Origin of the sequence: Arthrobacter sp. H5, from assembly GCF_000520595.1 — a bacterium.
GTDB lineage: Bacteria > Actinomycetota > Actinomycetes > Actinomycetales > Micrococcaceae > Arthrobacter_D.
This window is the reverse complement of sequence record NZ_KI914988.1, coordinates 35,170-52,773: the sequence shown is the minus strand read 5'-3', so window position 1 is coordinate 52,773 and position 17,604 is coordinate 35,170. Positions and strand designations below refer to the sequence as shown.

Annotated in this window: 11 protein-coding genes; 4 read left to right on the top strand and 7 right to left on the bottom strand. The window is 61.8% G+C overall.

What is annotated here, in order from left to right:
* Positions 1-35 precede the first annotated feature (35 nt).
* Positions 36-2,099: an acyltransferase family protein gene (locus Y708_RS0107545; protein WP_253905733.1), complete on the bottom strand. Its 2,064-nt coding sequence runs from the start codon at positions 2,097-2,099 to the stop codon at positions 36-38.
* Positions 2,100-2,265: 166 nt separating this feature from the next.
* Here Y708_RS0107545 and Y708_RS27455 point away from each other — a divergent pair, with 166 nt between their 5' ends.
* Complete coding sequence (locus Y708_RS27455; protein WP_051478801.1) at positions 2,266-6,183, top strand: FtsK/SpoIIIE domain-containing protein; 3,918 nt, start codon at positions 2,266-2,268, stop codon at positions 6,181-6,183.
* Here Y708_RS27455 and Y708_RS0107535 read toward each other — a convergent pair.
* Positions 6,180-6,563, bottom strand: a complete 384-nt coding sequence (locus tag Y708_RS0107535; RefSeq protein WP_051478800.1) for a hypothetical protein — start codon at positions 6,561-6,563, stop codon at positions 6,180-6,182. The two genes, Y708_RS27455 and Y708_RS0107535, sit on opposite strands and share 4 nt — an antisense overlap.
* Positions 6,564-6,852: 289 nt before the next feature.
* Here Y708_RS0107535 and Y708_RS0107530 point away from each other — a divergent pair, with 289 nt between their 5' ends.
* Positions 6,853-7,101 (top strand): WhiB family transcriptional regulator, encoded by a 249-nt coding sequence (locus tag Y708_RS0107530; RefSeq protein ID WP_019483052.1) that lies wholly within the window; start codon positions 6,853-6,855, stop codon positions 7,099-7,101.
* A 71-nt stretch (positions 7,102-7,172) separates the two neighbouring features.
* On the opposite strand, the gene Y708_RS0107525 is transcribed toward Y708_RS0107530, so the two are convergent.
* The 4 genes from Y708_RS0107525 to Y708_RS0107510 are packed head-to-tail and all read right to left on the bottom strand — an operon-like array spanning position 7,173 to position 15,535.
* Entirely contained in the window at positions 7,173-8,651 is a 1,479-nt protein-coding gene (locus Y708_RS0107525) for a sensor histidine kinase (RefSeq protein WP_028279450.1), read from the bottom strand.
* A 12-nt stretch (positions 8,652-8,663) separates the two neighbouring features.
* Positions 8,664-13,505: an NAD-glutamate dehydrogenase gene (locus tag Y708_RS0107520; protein ID WP_028279449.1), complete on the bottom strand. Its 4,842-nt coding sequence runs from the start codon at positions 13,503-13,505 to the stop codon at positions 8,664-8,666.
* A 45-nt stretch (positions 13,506-13,550) separates the two neighbouring features.
* Positions 13,551-14,888 carry a CpaE/TadZ family protein gene (locus tag Y708_RS23640; protein WP_081746572.1) on the bottom strand — a complete coding sequence of 446 codons (1,338 nt, stop codon included), beginning with the start codon at positions 14,886-14,888 and terminating at the stop codon, positions 13,551-13,553.
* Complete coding sequence (locus Y708_RS0107510; protein ID WP_028279448.1) at positions 14,885-15,535, bottom strand: hypothetical protein; 651 nt, start codon at positions 15,533-15,535, stop codon at positions 14,885-14,887. Before Y708_RS0107510 ends, Y708_RS23640 begins: the two co-directional genes overlap by 4 nt.
* A 209-nt stretch (positions 15,536-15,744) precedes the next feature.
* Here Y708_RS0107510 and Y708_RS0107505 point away from each other — a divergent pair, with 209 nt between their 5' ends.
* A complete protein-coding gene (locus tag Y708_RS0107505; protein ID WP_028279447.1) occupies positions 15,745-15,969 on the top strand; it encodes a helix-turn-helix domain-containing protein in 225 nt (74 codons plus the stop codon).
* A 96-nt stretch (positions 15,970-16,065) separates the two neighbouring features.
* On the opposite strand, the gene Y708_RS0107500 is transcribed toward Y708_RS0107505, so the two are convergent.
* Entirely contained in the window at positions 16,066-16,578 is a 513-nt protein-coding gene (locus Y708_RS0107500; RefSeq protein WP_155853771.1) for a hypothetical protein, read from the bottom strand.
* 161 nt (positions 16,579-16,739) lie between these two features.
* Here Y708_RS0107500 and Y708_RS0107495 point away from each other — a divergent pair, with 161 nt between their 5' ends.
* The gene (locus tag Y708_RS0107495; protein ID WP_155853770.1) at positions 16,740-17,477 is read left to right on the top strand and encodes a LysM peptidoglycan-binding domain-containing protein; all 738 of its coding nucleotides are present in this window, start codon (positions 16,740-16,742) and stop codon (positions 17,475-17,477) included.
* Positions 17,478-17,604: the final 127 nt, after the last annotated feature.

The following is a 17,604-nucleotide window of genomic DNA, read 5'->3' as shown; positions in this document are numbered from 1 at the left end:
GCCAAGCCTATCGTCACACCTTCAAATTCGCCCTCTCACCATCCTGCGGCGGACTTGATCCGCTCGCCAAGAGCCGGGTACATGGAACCAACGTATGTTTCAGTCAGATGGTTATCGTCAATGTAAACGTGCATATTTCCCACCACGGGGCCGCATTCATCCCGGCCGCAGATAAGGTCGGTTGCATCAATGAGCCCGGCGGAAGGGGCAACCTGAAGTACTTCGTCAAACGGCGGAGTGCCATTCAGGACCCGGTCTCTAGGTTTGGAACACCGGGAAACGTCCCCTCTTTCGGCGTCAAGGCATTCCATCATGTTGAAGGCATACCGGGGATTATCGCGGATACCGATGACCTTCATCCCGTGTTCACCAAGGTCTTTTGCCATCGAAGAGTATCCTGGGACAACTGTGTCCTGGGCATCATCTGGATGGGCGTCCGTCGCAACGGTGAAAACCAGGTCAGGGTCCAGTGCTTTCACATACTCCAGGGCCGCAGTGTTGAAGGCGGCACATTCCTGGTCCGGGGTCGCGGCCGGAGCCCCAAAGTCACAACCGCCTTTCAATAGTGCCACGAGTTTCCATCCCTCGTCCTGTGCAAGTGGCTCGATCGCCCCCAGCCACTGCTCTGCATGGGAGTCCCCCACCACAACCATCGTCCGGGTTGGAGCGCCGTCCAGAACATTGTCGGTGCAATGTTCTTCGAGGATCCCGGATGCCCTAAAAGCTTGTTCATCGCATCGCCCCGGCAGCGCTGCCCACTCCCCTTGAATCTCCGCAGCCAGCGGGATGGTTGGGGTGTCCGGGGCCGGGTTGCCGCTGAACGCTTCGGACAGCACGCGTGCTCCCGGGTTATTCGCGACCGACTGTGCGTCCAGACGTTCTGCTTCAAGACGAAGCCCTTGTTGCCAGGCGGTAAGTGGAATGGCAACAATCAGCCAGCAGCTGATCGCGACGAGGGCGGCGCGCCGTCGTCGTTGTCCAGCCCAAACCGAATCGCGGACGGGCTTTTCCACAAACTTCGTCGTCAGGTATGCCAGCGCCAGTGACGCAATGATAATTGCGGATCCCGACAGTGGGCCCGCTTCAGATCGTCCTTGTGCAATCAGATAGATTACCAAAAGCGGCCAGTGCCACAGATACAGCGCGTAGGACATATCCCCCAGGCGCACCAGCGGTTTCCACGACAGGAACCGATCAACGCCAATGGGGCTGCCGGTCTGACCAGCAAGAATCACCAGTCCTGCGGCCAGGAGTGGCCAGAGCGCTATGTATCCCGGAAACTCACGCTCAACATCAAGCAGGAAGCCCCCACTCAGCATCGCTGACACGCCAAGCCATCCAGCGACAATCCGCAACCTACGCGGCAGCCTCAAATACGGAAGAGCAAGCGCCAGGAGTGTCCCCAATGCAAATTCCCACAGGCGCGTGCGGGTGTCGAAGTAAGCATGCGCCTGGTTTGAATAGGTCTCCATGATGGAAAAGGAAAAGGATGCGGCGAACAGCGCACCGAAGACCAATACAACGACGGCGCGAAACCGGAGGCGCGCCGCTTTCGCGATGATCGCGCACAGCCCGAATAACAGCGGCCACAGAATGAATACTTGTCCTTGAATTGACAGGGACCAGAAGTGCTGAAGCGGACTTGCCTCACTATGGTCTGCCGCGTAGTAGTCCACCGAGTTTGACGCGAGAAGCCAATTCTGCACGTAGGACACGGACGCCCACGTCTGCTCGAGAATGTCATGCCAACGAGTCGCCGGGACCAGCACAAAGGAAGCTGCCAGCGTGGCGAGCATCACCACGACGGCGGCGGGAAGCAGCCTCTTGAAAAGATGAAGCCAATATCTGCCTAGATCCAGAGCGTCTCCGGCCTCGATTTTTCTTACGAAAGAAAGCGTCAGCAAAAACGCGGATATGAGAAGGAAAACGTCGACTCCGCCGGAAACCCGTCCAAACCAGATGTGATAAGTGACCACCATAAGCACAGCGAGTGCCCTGAGTCCCTGGACTTCGGGCCGATAGGACTTCCTGCGCTGGGACACCTTCCGGGGTCCATATCCGGTGCCCGCTTGCGTGCGCAGTTCAACTTCTGCTGACACCTGCCGATTCCCTTCATAGGCCACGCAAATAGTGCCATCCTACCGGCTCGATGCACTGACGTTCGTCGCCGTCAGTTATCCACAGTTCGCGCTACATCCAGGCGCGGCACACCGGCCTGAGCATAGTCTCGGAAGGAAGACACCGATCCCACCAAGAGGCTTCTCCATGCTCCTTCACGTCACCCTGGCCGCCGCGCCGGGGGCTGCTCTGACCTGCGGCGCGCCGGCTGAAGAGTTGGTGATCGACGCCGGAGTCCTCGATACCGGGCCAAAGGTCCGGCGGGGACTGGAACGCAGGAGCGCAGCCCCTTGTTTCACCGTGGCCGGCAGAACCGTGGAATCGCTCACACCGGGTTTCCCTCCCTTCTCCAACGGAGCCGTCATTGTCGCCGGGTCCGCGACTCCGGCGTTGGCTGAGTCGAACAACCGTGCCGCCAACCTCCTTTTCGCCGTTCGCACCGGCCCGGATGCCGGTCAGCTCACACCGCTTGCCCGCGGCAGTTACGGCATTGGCCGCAACGATGGAGACATCCTGATCCAAGACCCTGAAATGTCGCGCGCCCATGCAGTCCTGACGGTTGCCACTGACCGAATCACCATCACAGACTGCGGCTCGGCAAACGGCACGTGGGTGGATGGCCGGCAAATAACAACAGCCCCGGTCACAGTGAACTCAACCATCCGTCTGGGCGGGAGCGACTGCGGGATTATCCTCGCCGGAACACCCACGCCTCCAGTCGGGACCGAACACCTTGACGAGCCCATCGAGGTGGCCTCACCGCCCCCGCCAGAGACTAACCGTCTGCTTCTGGTGGGCGCGTTCCTTCCCCTCGTCCTGGGTGTAGTCCTTGCACTGACCACCGGTATGTGGTTCTTCCTCGCCTTCAGCGCCCTGTCGGCGGTCACCGGAATTATCCCGTTGATTTCGGGAGGGCGAAAACGTGTACGCTTTCAGGCTGCGTTGTCTGCTGCAACGGAACAGGACAGAGTACGACGACGGCGCGCGGCCCACGACGCCGGTTCCCTCGCCGTTTCCGTGGCCACGGATGAAACAGGACATCACCGGGCATACCGGAGTGTCCACCTTCGGCTGGGCAACTCGGATGCGCCGGCAAATGTGGTGATCAAGCCGCAGGTGCCGGGCTGGGAGGCGCCGGTTCTGAAGTCGGTACCCCTGACGATCCCCTTGACCAGGATGTCAGCAGCGGGCCCGGTGCGGGTGCCCGTGGATTTCTCAGGTCCGGAGGACAAGCTGTCGGGTATCGCCCGGTTGGTGTTGCTGCAGCTGTCAATGATGAATCCAGCCGGCCAAATCATCTGTTTTGGTCCCGCACACGGGTTTGCCAAGCATGCACGATTTCTTCCACGCGTGCTCCTGGCGGACACGGAAGCAGAACTGCAGAGGTTGCTGGTGTTGGATTCATCCGGCACCCTGCTCGCTTTCCGCACCCTTCCGGAGGGCTTGGTGCAGGACCTGCGGGTCTACCGGTTTGGCGTGGGATCACCCTCGCCGGTGAGCACTCTCATCACGCTTTCACCGTCCGGGGCGACCCTTCGGGATCCTGGAGGGTCGCTTGATTTCTCGCCGGATTTTGTGGGGTCCGGGACATTCGAGCGGCTTGCCCGGGCGCTCGGACGATCCGGGCATCGGGATGCGGACACACGCTGCGATGCAACAGTGCCGGCGGAAGCCGCGCTGGCCGATCTGATCCCAACCGACACCGCAGGTATTGCCGCACGATGGTCGACCGCGGTGTCCGGAGACTGTCTGGAGGCCGTTCTGGGCGCGGGTACCGGCCACATTCTCACATTCGATCTCGTCTCCGACGGCCCGCATCTGCTGGTGGCAGGCACCACAGGTTCAGGAAAATCAGAGCTTCTGCGCACGTTACTACTGAGCCTCGCACTGAATCATTCACCGCGGGACCTGAACTTCCTCCTGGTGGATTTCAAGGGCGGCTCGGGGCTGGGCATGCTCAGTGCACTTCCCCATTGCACCGGTCTGCTCACGGATCTGTCCGCCGAATCCGTGTCGAGGGCACTGGAATCGCTCAAGGCCGAGGTGAAACGCCGCGAGACCCTCTTCGCCCGGCACGGCGCGACCGACCTTCGTGAATACCTTGCCCTCGAAGGGGTTCCAGAGTTGCCCCGCCTGGCAGTGGTTGTTGACGAGTTCCGAATGCTCAGCGAAGAAATACCGGGATCCGTTCAGGACCTGATGCGGATCGCAACGCTCGGACGATCCCTGGGAATTCACCTGGTCCTGGCCACCCAGCGGCCCCAAGGCGCTGTCACGTCCGACATCCGAGCCAACATCACAGCGAGCATCGCGCTGCGTGTGCAGTCCGTCATGGAATCGCAGGACGTACTGGACTCGCCGGCCGCGTCAACCATTCCGGTGGGGCTGCCCGGACGCGCGTATCTCAGGGTGGGCGGCTCCCCACCGGTCGAGTTTCAAACAGCGACGACGGCACCCGTCGCCCACAACCCGCTGATAGATCCGATTATTCACCTCGGCGACTATCTCCGCGGAACACCGGTTTCCATGGCACTCCCACCGGAAACGACCAGCGGACTAACTGAGGAAAGCGGGAGTTCAAAGGCGGGACCTGCGGTCCTGATCCGCGCCATTCAAGGTGCTGCCGCCGTCGTGCCTCTGCCTGAACTGAACCCGCCAATGCAACCCCCATTGCCCGCATCCATCGAACGAGTCCTGCTGCCGCCGTCGCCCCTGTCGACACGAGACCTGGAGCTCGGTCTACTGGACATTCCTGCCGAGCAGGTGCAGCGGCCGCTCAGGTGGAATCCAGGGGTGGATTCGCACGTTGCGTGGATTGGGCAGGGAGAGGGCGGCGCCGCGGCGGGCCTGCGAAGTATCACCGGCGAACTGGTGCGCACACTGCCGCAGCGGCACCTCTATGTCCTCGACGGAGACGGCAGCCTGCGGTTCACCTCGCATTTCCCGCAGACAGGGGCATGTGCGGGACCGCGGGAAATCAAACGGGCGTCCCGAGTACTGCACAGACTGTCCGAATTGGTCTCGGAACGGTTGGCGGCGGAAGAACCACCCGGCGGCTGGGCGGGTATTACCTTGGTGGTGTCCAGCTGGGGCCGCTGGACCGGTTCGTTCCGCAGCAGCCGATGGGCCTGGGCGGAGGATGCGCTCCTCGACATTGTGCGCGACGGTCAGAGCACGGGCGTTGTCCTGGTGATATCCGGCGAGAGGGACGTCCTGGCAAGCCGCTTCTATTCACTGGTTCCAAACCGGATTTATTTCCCTGTGGGAGTGAGCCCGGAATCACTGATGGGGTGGCCCCGGATGCCAGCGATGGACCCGGTTCCCGGCAGGTGCTTTGTACAGGGCAGAATGGCCGGACCGCACGGAGCCGTCGCCCAACTCGCCATGGACGAGGGCCCGGCGATCAATCCTGGCGTGCCGTCGATCGCACCGTTCAGGGTCGATCCGCTCCCGGCACGGGTGCGCCCTGAAGTACTCAGTCCCGCCACCGACAACCAGTCCACCCCGGTATTGCCGCTGGGCGTCGGTGGAGACGAACTCGAAACAGTGTCCGTGGCACTGCCTCCGCATGCGGTGCTCCTTGTTATTGGGGCACCCGGCTCGGGACGCACTTCGGTTTTGAACCGCCTGGCGGACGCAGCACCGCTGCGCTGCATCCGCCCCGACACCGATGATCCGGTCAGTTTCTGGGACGGATTTGCCCGCCGGGCCGGCCCTACCATGGCCGGGGCAATTCTTTTGGTGGACAACGCGGATAGGCTGCCGCCTGAAACCCATCAGCAGCTCATCAGGTTTTCGGCAGCGGGAGCGCGAGTGGTCCTGACCTGCGCGCCGGGGCACGGGTTGATGTCAAGGGTTCCGCTTTCTGCCCAGGCACGTTCCACGCCCTTGGGACTGGTGCTCTCACCGCGGTCACCCTCCGACGGCGATTCCCTGGGAGTCAGGCTCGAGTTTGAGGGCAGAATGTCTCCCGGGCGGGGCTTTCTCATTCAGGGATCCGCCCTGACGGAGTTCCAGGTGGCCTACAACAGTCCTTCGCATAAGACGGAGGGCGGTACCGGCTAAAGTGCCCTTGATGTGTCGGTGGTTCTGATCATGAAAGCCATGACCGCCTTCGTGAAGAGCTGGTGCAGCACCAAGGCAGCCGGCACGATCATCAGCAAACCAGCCCAGACCACCCCTGCGGTAAGTGTGGGCACGGCCAACACAATCACGAAAAGCTGAAAGACGAGTGCGGCCGATCGGGTCCAGCGAAACCCCCGGAAGACGAAGTGGCTCACCACCAGCAACCAGCCGGCAAACAGCACCAACAGCACCAACATGAACACCGCACCTCCCAGTGAGGCGGGAGTGCTGGTCAACAGGCCGGTGAGGTACCAGCCGGCTGCCGCAAACAGAGCCACTGATTCCAGCAAGAGGATGACAGCGATAACGGTGATGCCCATAGGGCGCACCTCGGGAGCCGCGGGCCGGGCTGGGCTAGGGGGTCTTGACACACTGGCACCCTACCCGACATAGTCGGTTTACAGCTACGAACCTGCAGCTTCCGCCAACCCGTGTGACCTATCCCTCACCAGATTGCGCAATTAACCGCAGGTTACCCCTTGTTTGCTTCAATTTATCGTGACAGCCTTAATGAAGGAAAAGACGGGGGGCCGTAGTGGCCCCCTTTACTATGAAACCACTCGTGAATATTTTCACATAGTCACGGGCTGTAAGGAGAAGGTGATCCGCATGGACTGGCGTAGTCGCGCTGCCTGCCTCGATAAAGACCCGGAATTGTTCTTCCCCGTAGGGAACACCGGGCCCGCACTGCTTCAAATTGAAGAGGCCAAGAGCGTCTGCCGCCGCTGCCAGGTTGTGGACACGTGTCTGCAATGGGCAATCGAGTCCGGCCAGGACGCCGGTGTGTGGGGCGGCCTGAGCGAGGACGAGCGGCGCGCACTTAAGCGCCGGGCGGCCAGGGCTCGGCGGGCGTCCTAGATAATACCTAACGAGGGAGGGGCACCCTGGCGGGTGCCCCTCCCTCGTTGTGTCCTGTTAAGCGCGCACTCCTAAGGATCCTGATTCTTCGTCAGGTCCATCTCGATAGTGACCGATGTGCCGCCGCCGTCCCGCGGCTTCCAATCGATCGTTCCCCCCAGCTCACTGTTGACCAGGGTGCGCACGATCTGCAGTCCAAGACCCTCGTCATACCCTCCGCCGGGAAGCCCCACCCCATCATCTTCCACCGTCACCTTGAGCAGCTCTTCGCGGTCCGCGCCGGTACGGCGGTGGGCAACCAGCCATACGGTTCCCGTTCGGTCGGCGAGGCCATGCTCCACCGCGTTGGTCACCAGCTCATTGATCACCAACGCCAACGGAGTGGCAAAATCACTGGGCAGCTCACCGAAGAATCCCGACCGCTCTGTCCTGACCACGTGGGCTGGCGAAGCCACCTCCGCCGACAGCCGGAATTGGCGCGCAATAAGCTCATCAAAATCGACGCTCTGCGCCAGCCCCTGCGACAGCGTTTCGTGCACCAGCGCAATGGTGGCCACCCGCCGCATGGCCTGTTCAAGTCCCTGCTTCGCTTCGTCACTGACCATCCTTCTTGACTGCATGCGCAGCAAAGCCGCCACGGTCTGGAGATTGTTCTTCACCCGGTGGTGGATCTCCCGGATGGTCGCATCCTTGGATACCAGTTCCATTTCCCGGCGCCGGAGTTCGGACACGTCCCGGCAGAGGACCAAGGCTCCGAACCGCTCCCTTTCGTCACGCAGCGGAATTGCGCGCAGCGACAGACTCACGCCCTGCGATCCGATTTCGGTGCGCCACGGCATTTTTCCAGTCACCACCAGGGGGAGCGTTTCGTCCACCATCCGGCGGTCCTTGAGGAGCGACGTCGTAATCTCTGCCAGCGAACGGCCCTCAAGCGTCTCGACGTCCCCCAGCCGCCTGAACGCGGAGACCCCGTTGGGGCTGGCGTACTGGACAATCCCATCCACGTCGAGCCGGATCAACCCGTCGCCAACCCTCGGAGCGCCGCGCCGTGATCCGGTGGGTGTGGCGAAGTCGGGCCACAGCCCCAGGGTACCCATGCGCAGCAGGTCGTAGGCGCACTGCCTGTAGGTCAGTTCCAGCCGGGACGGCATGCGGGAACTGGACAGGTCCATGTGTGAGGTGACGACGGCGAGTGTACGGCCGTTGCGCACCATTGGTACAGCTTCCACCCGCATGGCCATTTCCGTGGTCCAGTTGGTTTCCCCGGAGCGCTCAATGGTCTGGCTCTCCCAGGCTTTTTCAACCAATGGCCGCAGGTCCGCCCGAATACGTTCCCCGACAAAGTCGCTGTGGAACACGGTATGTGAGGTGGATGGCCGCACATGGGCGAGCGCTACGTACCCCCCCTGCTCCAACGGAAACCACAGTGCGAGATCCGCGAAGGCGAGATCGGCCACCATCTGCCAGTCCCCCACCAGCAGGTGCAGCCATTCGGCGTCCCCGGGGCCAAAACCGGTGTACTCGCGGATGGGATCTGTGAATATTGCCACTGAGCTCCTCAGCTACCGACGGACGATCGAACGGAGAAGCCGCAGGGCAACCGAAAGGGATGCCATATCATCGCGTTCGAGGCGGTTCACTTCGGCGAACATCTTCCTGGCGCGCTCCAACGGCTCTGCGTTTTGACTCTCCCACTCCTGCAGCCGTAGTTCCGGACCCTGCGATGTCAGGCCGGCCGATGCCCTCATCACGGCCACCGTCATATCCGCGACGGTGGAGTAAAGGTCGTCCCGGAGCGCGGCCCGCGCAAGCGCCTGCCATCTGTCTTCCCTCGGCAGGGTGGTGATCCGCTCCAGCAGATTGTCGACGTCGAACCTGTCATAGACCGCGTAGTAGACCTCCGCTATGCGTTCAACCGGCTCATCGATCCGCCGGGTGATCAGCGCAACGTCGAGCAGCCCGAAGGATTCAAACTGCTCTGCCCAGTGATGGGCGATGTCAGTGGGCAGGCCCCATTCCTCCGCCCGCGCAAACCAGCTGCGCACTCTCTCGAGATCCCCTCCGCGGACATAGTTGACCAGCTTGGTGCGCAGGGGGTCCATCAACGGTTTAAACGCGGCGATGTCCTCTTCGACGGTGGATCCCTGGCCAACATGGTTGATGAACCAGCGGACGGCCCGGTCCAGGAGACGGCGTATGTCCAGGTGAACCGTGGTCCACCGGTCGGTTGGAAAGCTGGCGGGCAGCTCCCCGAGGGAAGCAACCAGGCCATCCAGCTCGTAGATCTCGCGCAGTGCGACGAAGGCCCTGGCAACCACGGACTCGGATACCGAGGTCTCTTCCATCACGCGGAAGGCGAAGGTGATTCCACCCATGTTGATGATGTCGTTGGCAATGACTGTGGAAATGATCTCCTTGCGCAGCGGGTGGGTATCCAGTTCATCGTCAAAGCGATCAACCAGCTGTTTGGGAAAGTACCGGCGCAGTGTGCCCTTGAACCACGGGTCGTCCGTCAGCTCGCTGGAGGTCAGCGCCCTGGTCAGTTCGATCTTGACGTACGCCGCCAACACGGAAAGCTCAGGTGAGGTAAGGCCCTGGCCCGCTTCGATCCGTTCGCGGAGTACAGCAGTTGTGGGCAGCGACTCCAGCTCGCGGTTCAAGTCCGCGTTGCCCTCAAGCCAGTCCATCAGCCTTTCAAAACTTGGGCTCCACTCGAGAACGCGCTGCCGGTCGTTGAGCAGGAGCACGTTTTGGTCCACGTTGTCCTGCAGGACCAGCCGCCCAACCTCGTCCGTCATGGAGTGCAGGAATTCAGTCCGCTCCCCCGCGTCCATTCGACCGGTTTTCACCATACGGTCAACGAAGATCTTGATATTGACCTCGTGGTCGGAGCAGTCCACCCCTGCAGAGTTGTCGATGGCATCCGTATTGAGCAGCACCGAGTTGAGGGCGGCTTCGATCCGACCCAGCTGGGTCATTCCGAGGTTCCCGCCCTCACCCACAACCCTGGCGCGCAGTTCGTTCCCATTGACCCGGATAGCGTCGTTGGCCTTGTCCCCCACCTCTGCGTGGGTTTCCTGCGAGGACTTCACGTAGGTTCCGATGCCTCCGTTGTACAGGAGGTCTACCGGCGCCTTGAGGATTGCCTGAAGCAGTTCCGGCGGGCTCATTGTCGCGACGGAGTCCGCCAGACCCAGGGCTGCCCTCACCTCCGGGGTGATTGTCAGCGACTTCACGAAGCGGGGATAGACCCCTCCGCCGGCGCTGATCAGTTCGGCGTTGTAGTCCTCCCAGCTTGACCGCGGGAGTTCGAACAACCGCTTCCGTTCCTCGAAAGAGGACTCGGCCCGCGGATTGGGGTCAAGGAAGATATGCCGGTGATCGAACGCAGCCACGAGCCTGATGTGCTCGGACAACAGCATCCCGTTGCCAAAGACGTCGCCGCTCATGTCGCCGACACCCGCCACGGTGAACTCTTCGGTCTGGGTGTCCACACCGAACTCGCTGAAGTGCCGCTTGACGGATTCCCACGCGCCACGGGCCGTGATACCCATTGCCTTGTGGTCGTAGCCCACTGATCCGCCCGATGCGAAGGCGTCGCCCAGCCAGAACCCGTATTCCGCCGAAAGTTCGTTGGCGATGTCGGAAAAAGAGGCCGTGCCCTTATCCGCCGCGACAACCAGGTAGCTGTCGTCGTCGTCGTGCCGGACGACGCGCGCCGGCGGCACCACTGACTCGCCGTCGTCGGTGGTAACCAGATTGTCAGTGATATCCAGCAGTGCCCGGATGAACGTGCGGTAGCTTTCCTGCCCCTCCGCCATCCAGGCCGCCCTGTCCACCGCTGGATCCGGCAGATGCTTGGCAAAGAAACCTCCCTTGGCTCCGGTGGGAACAATGACGGCGTTCTTGACCGTCTGAGCCTTCACCAGGCCAAGGATCTCTGTCCGGAAATCCTCCCGGCGGTCGGACCAGCGGAGGCCCCCGCGGGCCACGTCGCCAAAACGCAGGTGGACGCCCTCGACGCGCGGGGAATAGACCCAGATTTCGAACTTGGGCCGGGGGTTGGGAACCCCATCAATCGCCGCGGTATTGAGTTTGTAACTCACATATGGCTTGTCCTGGAAGTAGTTGGTGCGCAGGGTCGCTTCGATCAGGTTGGCGAAGGTGCGCAGCACGCGATCCGCATCGAGGGTTGACACCTCGTCAAATCCGGCTTCAAGATCCTGACGTGCGCGGGCTGTTGCACTTTCGCGCTCGTCCGCCGGAAGGTCCGGATCAAAACGGGCCTCAAACAAGGCGACGAGGGACCGGCTGACCCGCGCGTTGGCCAGCAGGGTGTCGCCCACGAAGCCATAGGAATTGGTATTGCCGATCTGCCGGATGTACTTGGCATAGCTTCGCAGGATGACCACCTGCCGCCAGTGCAGGTTCTCGCGCAGCACCAGGCGGTCAAACGAGTCCGATTCGCTGGCCCCTTCAATCGCCGCCGCGAAGGATTCCTCCAGCAAAGGACCGGTTTTCAAAGGATCGATGCCGGATGGATACTTCAGGCCGAGGTCGTAAAGGAAAAACTCCCGCCCATCCGATCGCTCGATCTCAAACGGTCTTTCGTCGAGAACCTCGAGCCCGAGGTTGTGCAGGAAGGGCAGAATCTGGCTGAGGCTCTTGGGCTCCGTCACGTACAACTTCAGCCGGGCGTCCTCTTCCAGTGCGTCGCCGGCACCCTCCGGCACGTAGACGTGCATGATCGGACCGGCAGTTTCGGAACGGTCATAGCCGGCGAAGCGTTCAATGTCGACAAGTGCATCTTCGACTTCGTAGTCCACCCGGTAACCTGCTGGAAATGCCTCCGCCCACAGCGTGGACATCTTCTCCGCAGTTCGGCGGTCAAAGCGGCTTCGGGCAACCTCATCGATTCCTTCAGACCAGGACCGGGCAGCGCTGACCAGCCGCGTTTCCAGGTCGGCAGCTTCAATGTGCACCACTTCCTCGCCTTTTGGCAGGCGGATACGGAAGAACAGCCGTGCGAGGGCCGACTCACTCATGCGTGCTTCATAGTCGATCGATTCGGCCTTGAAGGTCCGTCGGAGTTCATCTTCGATGCGCAGCCGGACGCTTGTCGTGTAACGGTCCCGCGGCAGGTACACCAGTGCGGACATGAACCGTCCGTAAATGTCCGGGCGGAGGAACAGCCGGGTACGCCGGCGTTCCTGAAGCCTGAGGATGCCCAGGGCGGTTGTGACCAGGTCAGCCACATCTATCTGGAACAGCTCATCGCGCGGATAGGTCTCCAGGATGGACAGCAGGTCCTTTCCCGAGTGCGAGTCCGTTGGAAATCCGCATTGCCGGAGCACCTCGTTGACCTTGTCCCGAATGATTGGCACATTCCTGACCGACCCGGTGTAGGCGCTGGTTGCAAAGAGCCCAATGAAGCGGCGCTCTCCATTGACATTGCCGTTTTCGTCAAACCGTTTGACGCCGACGTAGTCGAGGTAGGCGGCACGGTGCACGGTCGAGCGGGAATTGGCTTTAGTGATCACCAACGCCTGCTTCTCACGGGCCTTGACCTTGCCTGCCTGGGTCAGGTGCTGCACCCTTTTCCCGCCGGCGGGATGCCTCAGCAGTCCAAGTCCGCTGTCTCCCTGCACCCGCAGTACGTCTTCACCGTCCTCGGACGCCAGATCGTATTCCTTAAACCCAAGAAACGTGAAATTGGCATCGTCCAGCCAGGCAAGCAGCTCCCTGGCCTGTTGCAAGTCAGGAATAGCATCGCCGCCCGGCACTGAGGCAAGGCCCACTGAGATGTCGCGCACCTTGCTCCGCATCGCCGGCCAGTCCTCGACGGCCGCCCGGACGTCCCCAAGCACGCGTCCCAGACCGTCGAGGATTTCCGTGCGCCGTTCCTCATTGAGAACTCTGCCGATTTCGACGGCGATCCAGGATTCAACATGCGCGCTAAAATCGCCGTCGGCCAGAAATTTCGAGATATTGGGCAGTGCCGCTGTGTCCCCGCTGGACACGCCCGCGGTGGAAGGCACCCGCTTGAGGTTGTGGAGCTTGTTCGATTCCCGATGGCGGGTTGCGATAAAGGTTGGATGCATCACCAGACGGATTGCGGCATTCTGCCGCACAAGTTCCGCTGTCACGGAATCAACGAGGAACGGCATGTCATCGGTGACAATCATCACTATGCTTGCGTCCGACTGGTCATAGACGTCGATCACGGCCTCACCGCGGGGCCGCAGCCCGGCGGTCCGCCGGTGGTTGAGAGCCCTCTCGCGCAGCGCCTCCGGCGAATACCCGCCCGCGTCGTCATCGGAAAGATGTTCATAGTAGTGCTCAATGAAATCTTCGAGTGATGTGTCAGAACTGGGCTGGTCCGTGGTGCTGGAGCCAGACGACATGAAACGCCTCCGTAACGAAATGAAAGGCCGCCCCTTTGCAGCCCCTTACCTAGAGAGCCTAACGCCGTTGCGGGAAAACTTCACTTCGTTGTGTCCTCCTCCAACAACGCCTCTGCGGCGTTGTTCAACCGGTACATCCACCAGTGCGGCGATGGCCTGACGCAGGCTTGACGACGGCGAAGATTCCACAAGTGCGGAGCCCGCCAGAAGTGCCGCATCGGCCGCATCGACGTCGGCGGGCAGGAAGGCGTCGATCTCCACCCCCGGCCCAAATCTGTCCCACGCTTCCTGCAGTTGGCGTTCGGGCGATCGGCCTACGGATCCGGCACGAACCTTGTTGAAGACGACCCTCGGTTCCGCCGATGGCACCGCAGCGGCAAGGTCGCCCAGCCCGCGCACCATTCGGGGGACACCGACTGAATCCGCCGAACCAACTGCAATCACGGAATCCGCAAGCTCCAGGCTGCGGAGGGTGGCACCGTTGCGCCGTGGTGCAACGGTATCGAAACTGAGCTCCTCATCCGCCTCCAGACAGAACCCGCAGTCCACGATGGTGGTATCAGCAACTGTCCGCGCCAGCTCGAGAACCCGTGCGAGTGCCGCGGGCCGCACTTCAGCCCAACGGTCGGGTCTGGTGATCCCCGTGAGCACCCTGAGCCGGGTTCCCTCAATGACCACATCGGTGGTTATCCGCTGCAGGGTGCCGAGGTCCAGGCTTCCTTGGTCTGCGAATCTGCAGGCCTGAGCCACGCCAGCGGACTCGTCCAGGAGGCCGAGGGAAGCGGCGATGCTTGCTCCGTAGGTATCCGCATCGATCAGCAGGACACTCGACCCTGAAGCAGCCAGCTCGGCTGCAATGTTGACCGCAACGGTAGTACGCCCCGGGGAACCCGCCGGTCCCCACACTGCGATCACCCTCCCCTCACCCGCCAGAGAGGGATCGGGTTCGGGCGTCGCCTGCGCCGGGTTCAATGCGTCGGCAGTGTCCGCGAAGCTGGCGCTCCCCTGTACTTGGGCCGGGGCAGACCCGGGCATCGCCAGGTCATCCACCGCTGCCGACACCAATTCTGTCAACACCTCCGGATCCACGTTGCCTGGAGCGTGCCTTACACCCAGCGAGTCCAGCCGCGCTGTTGCTTCGTCGCTGTCTGCCAAGACCACCAGGGCAACTTCCGCGCCCCGGAGCCTGTCCAGCAGCGATGCCGTCAGCTCGCCTGCCTCAACGGCAACGATTGCTGCGCGGGCGATGCCCGTCTGGCATGCGGCGATAAGTTCGGTGAGCTCTGCGCAACGGCGGACAACGGTGACCGGTCCCCGAAGTTTTTCAAGGCCGGTAACGCAGTCTCCCGCGGATTGGCCCACGGTGACTACGGGGATACTCATGATCCGCCGGCGTTGAGCACGACGGCGATTCTTGCCTCGTTCGAGATGGCTTCAAGAAGCCCGGGAAGCTTCTCATCGTCAACCAGCACGTAGACCCGTGTGGAAAGGCTTCCTCCCAGTGTGCCCTCGTCCGGGCTGTACTCGGATATTTCAGCTGCCTCAAGGAGTAGCTGTGGCTCCAGGAAGCTGGTTCCTTCACCTTTGGGTGATATCCAGACATCCACGCGGTCACCAGCGCTGGTTTCCTGCGGAAGCGGGTCGGTGACGTTCAGGCCCACCGGCTTGCGGCCCAACAGATCTGCGCCGCCTATGGCGTTGGAGGGAACTAACTCGCCTCCGTTGATCAATCGAAGTACCACCGCGTTCTCCGGAATGCCCTCGCGCGCTGGTTGATAGGTATCCTGCAGATCACCGAGGCGCACCGGAACAATCATAAAGTCCTCTGCGGTGATTTCACTCCCGACGGGCAGGTCCTCCCGGGCTGCGTACACATCCGTGGTGCGGTCGATACTTTCCACCAGCGCGATGATTCCCGCCACCGATGCGAGAACGAGCAGGAGGCCAATCAAGAGCCGCGGGTCTCGCCACGATGGCCTGCGGAGTCGTGGCGCGGTCGGTGGTGTTGTGCTGTCGGTCCTGAGACTCATGGGACTCCCCCTGCGTCCTCCGCCTGCCAAGTGCGCGCAACCGCGGAGTGGTTTACGTTACCGAAGCAATTCTCGTCGAGACATCCCGCAAAATGAAACGGGGAACCTCAATTGGTCCCAAACTGTGGATAACCGCCGCCTCCCGGGCAAACAATGGCAGGATGGTAAGTGGGGGTTTCTTGCGTTGGGCGAAGGGAAAGGCGGCTTTCGTGGTCGAGAAACGATTCATGACATTGGCGGACGTCGGTGAGGTGTTGAACATTTCGTCGTCACAGACTTATGCTCTGGTTCGCTCCGGGGAGTTGCCCGCGATCCAAGTAGGTGGCCGTGGTCAATGGCGGGTGGAAACCCACGTTCTGGAAGAGTACATAGCGCGGGCCTACGAGAAGACGGCTGCCACCGCCCGCGAAGGGATGCACACCGAGCACGCTTAAAAGCGGCATAATTGCCCGGCAATCCAGCAGGTCCTTCCCCCGCGGATAGGACCAGCTCTCTGTGCCGCCTGACCACGTCGGTGGCGTCGCCGTCCACTATGGGTGTGACGACACTGCGGCCATTCCTCTAAAAGGGATCGCGAAGACGCCGCCCACATTTCCTGGTCGCCGCTGTTCGCCGCGGGCAACTGCGGCAATTTCAACGAAATCGCTGCCCACCCGATCGATGATTCCCTCGACCCGGACACTTTCGCTGGAACCGTAAATCACAACCCGTGCCCGGTCCCGTGCAAGAGCACGCAGCGCCGCCCCAAGCCCCAGACGCCTGTGCACAGCAGAGTGCTCCTGCCGGATCTGGCGTCCCATCCCCTCGATCAGTTGAATCGAGAAGGAAGGGATCAGTGTGGTCGACAATCCTGATTCCAGCACTATCCATTCAGAACCAACGTGGCTGAGCAGGCCATTGAAGACCACGCCGCCGGACGTATGTATGCGCAGGGTGAGCTGTGTTTGACCACGCAACCGATCAGCCAGGGAAACCCCCGATTGTTCCAGTCGTGTGAGGTCGGCAATTTCCGACTCGTCTGCCGCAACGTTCGTTGCCGCCATCTGAGCTTCCAAATCATCGAAAAGGGCATCCCATCGCATTCCGATAAGCCTAGGACCGCCTTTTCCATGGGTCAAGACTAGACATCCATCATTATTCAAGGTAAACAAGTCACATCAAACGTTATTAAACAATATCAAACGTCACTGAAAGAGGCCAATCGATGAAACAAGTAATGATCGATGCCATTTACCTTCTGATCGTGGCCGCCTTGGCAGCGGCGCTGTGGCGCTCCGGCGCACTGATTGTCGGGCAACAGACGGCCGGCTATCAGCCATTCGAGGAAATGCTTGCACTGACAGCGTCGACGCTGGGCATTCTGCTGATCAGCTGGTGGTTCACCGCGCTGCTCCTCGCCTTCGTCTCAGAAGCGCTGCAACAGCGTGGTCACCAAGTAGCTGCACGACGCGTGGCGGCCGTCTCCCCGGAGTTTATGAAACGTCTGGCGGCAGCCGTACTGGGCCTGGGCCTTGTTGCCGCGCCAGCCGCGAACGCCGGAACGCCTGCCTTGCAATCCACCGGAATCTCAGCACCGGCGGGATCTGTATCGACAGGCAGCGGAGAGCTGCACGGACCATTGTGGCAACCGGGAATCGCGCCGGAGGATGCATCCCCGACAGGTCCCCACTGGCACCCCGCTCCGGCGCCGGCCGACGGAGGACTGCTCGTAAAGGCTGAACGTGCGGCTCATCCCGCGACCGCCGCGCAGCGGGGTGAAGTTGTGGTGCGTCCCGGCGACTCGTTATGGACTATCGCTGCCGCGCACCTGGGACCCATGGCTTCGGAAGCCGAAATCGCTGCGGCGTGGCCCCGGTGGCATTCCTCCAACAGGGCAGTCATTGGGAACGACCCCGGCCTGCTCATCCCCGGCCAGGTGCTTTCCGCGCCGGCTGGCCCCTGAGACTCCAGCTCACCATCAGCAAAAGGAACAATCATGAGCACCCTGACCCGTCTGCCGGTCCCTAGTACGCCGAGCGAGCTCGCGCCAGCCAGCGGCGAGCCCCGGCCGATCATCTCCTCTCGGCAGG

Excerpts from the sequence above, each read along its gene's own strand:
- Y708_RS27455 (WP_051478801.1), top strand. The coding sequence starts at position 2,266 with ATGCTCCTTCACGTCACCCTGGCCGCCGCGCCGGGGGCTGCTCTGACC.
- Y708_RS0107535 (WP_051478800.1), bottom strand. The coding sequence starts at position 6,563 with ATGGGCATCACCGTTATCGCTGTCATCCTCTTGCTGGAATCAGTGGCT.
- Y708_RS0107530 (WP_019483052.1), top strand. The coding sequence starts at position 6,853 with ATGGACTGGCGTAGTCGCGCTGCCTGCCTCGATAAAGACCCGGAATTG.
- Y708_RS0107520 (WP_028279449.1), bottom strand. The coding sequence starts at position 13,505 with ATGTCGTCTGGCTCCAGCACCACGGACCAGCCCAGTTCTGACACATCA.
- Y708_RS23640 (WP_081746572.1), bottom strand. The coding sequence starts at position 14,888 with ATGAGTATCCCCGTAGTCACCGTGGGCCAATCCGCGGGAGACTGCGTT.
- Y708_RS0107510 (WP_028279448.1), bottom strand. The coding sequence starts at position 15,535 with ATGAGTCTCAGGACCGACAGCACAACACCACCGACCGCGCCACGACTC.
- Y708_RS0107500 (WP_155853771.1), bottom strand. The coding sequence starts at position 16,578 with ATGGCGGCAACGAACGTTGCGGCAGACGAGTCGGAAATTGCCGACCTC.
- Y708_RS0107495 (WP_155853770.1), top strand. The coding sequence starts at position 16,740 with ATGAAACAAGTAATGATCGATGCCATTTACCTTCTGATCGTGGCCGCC.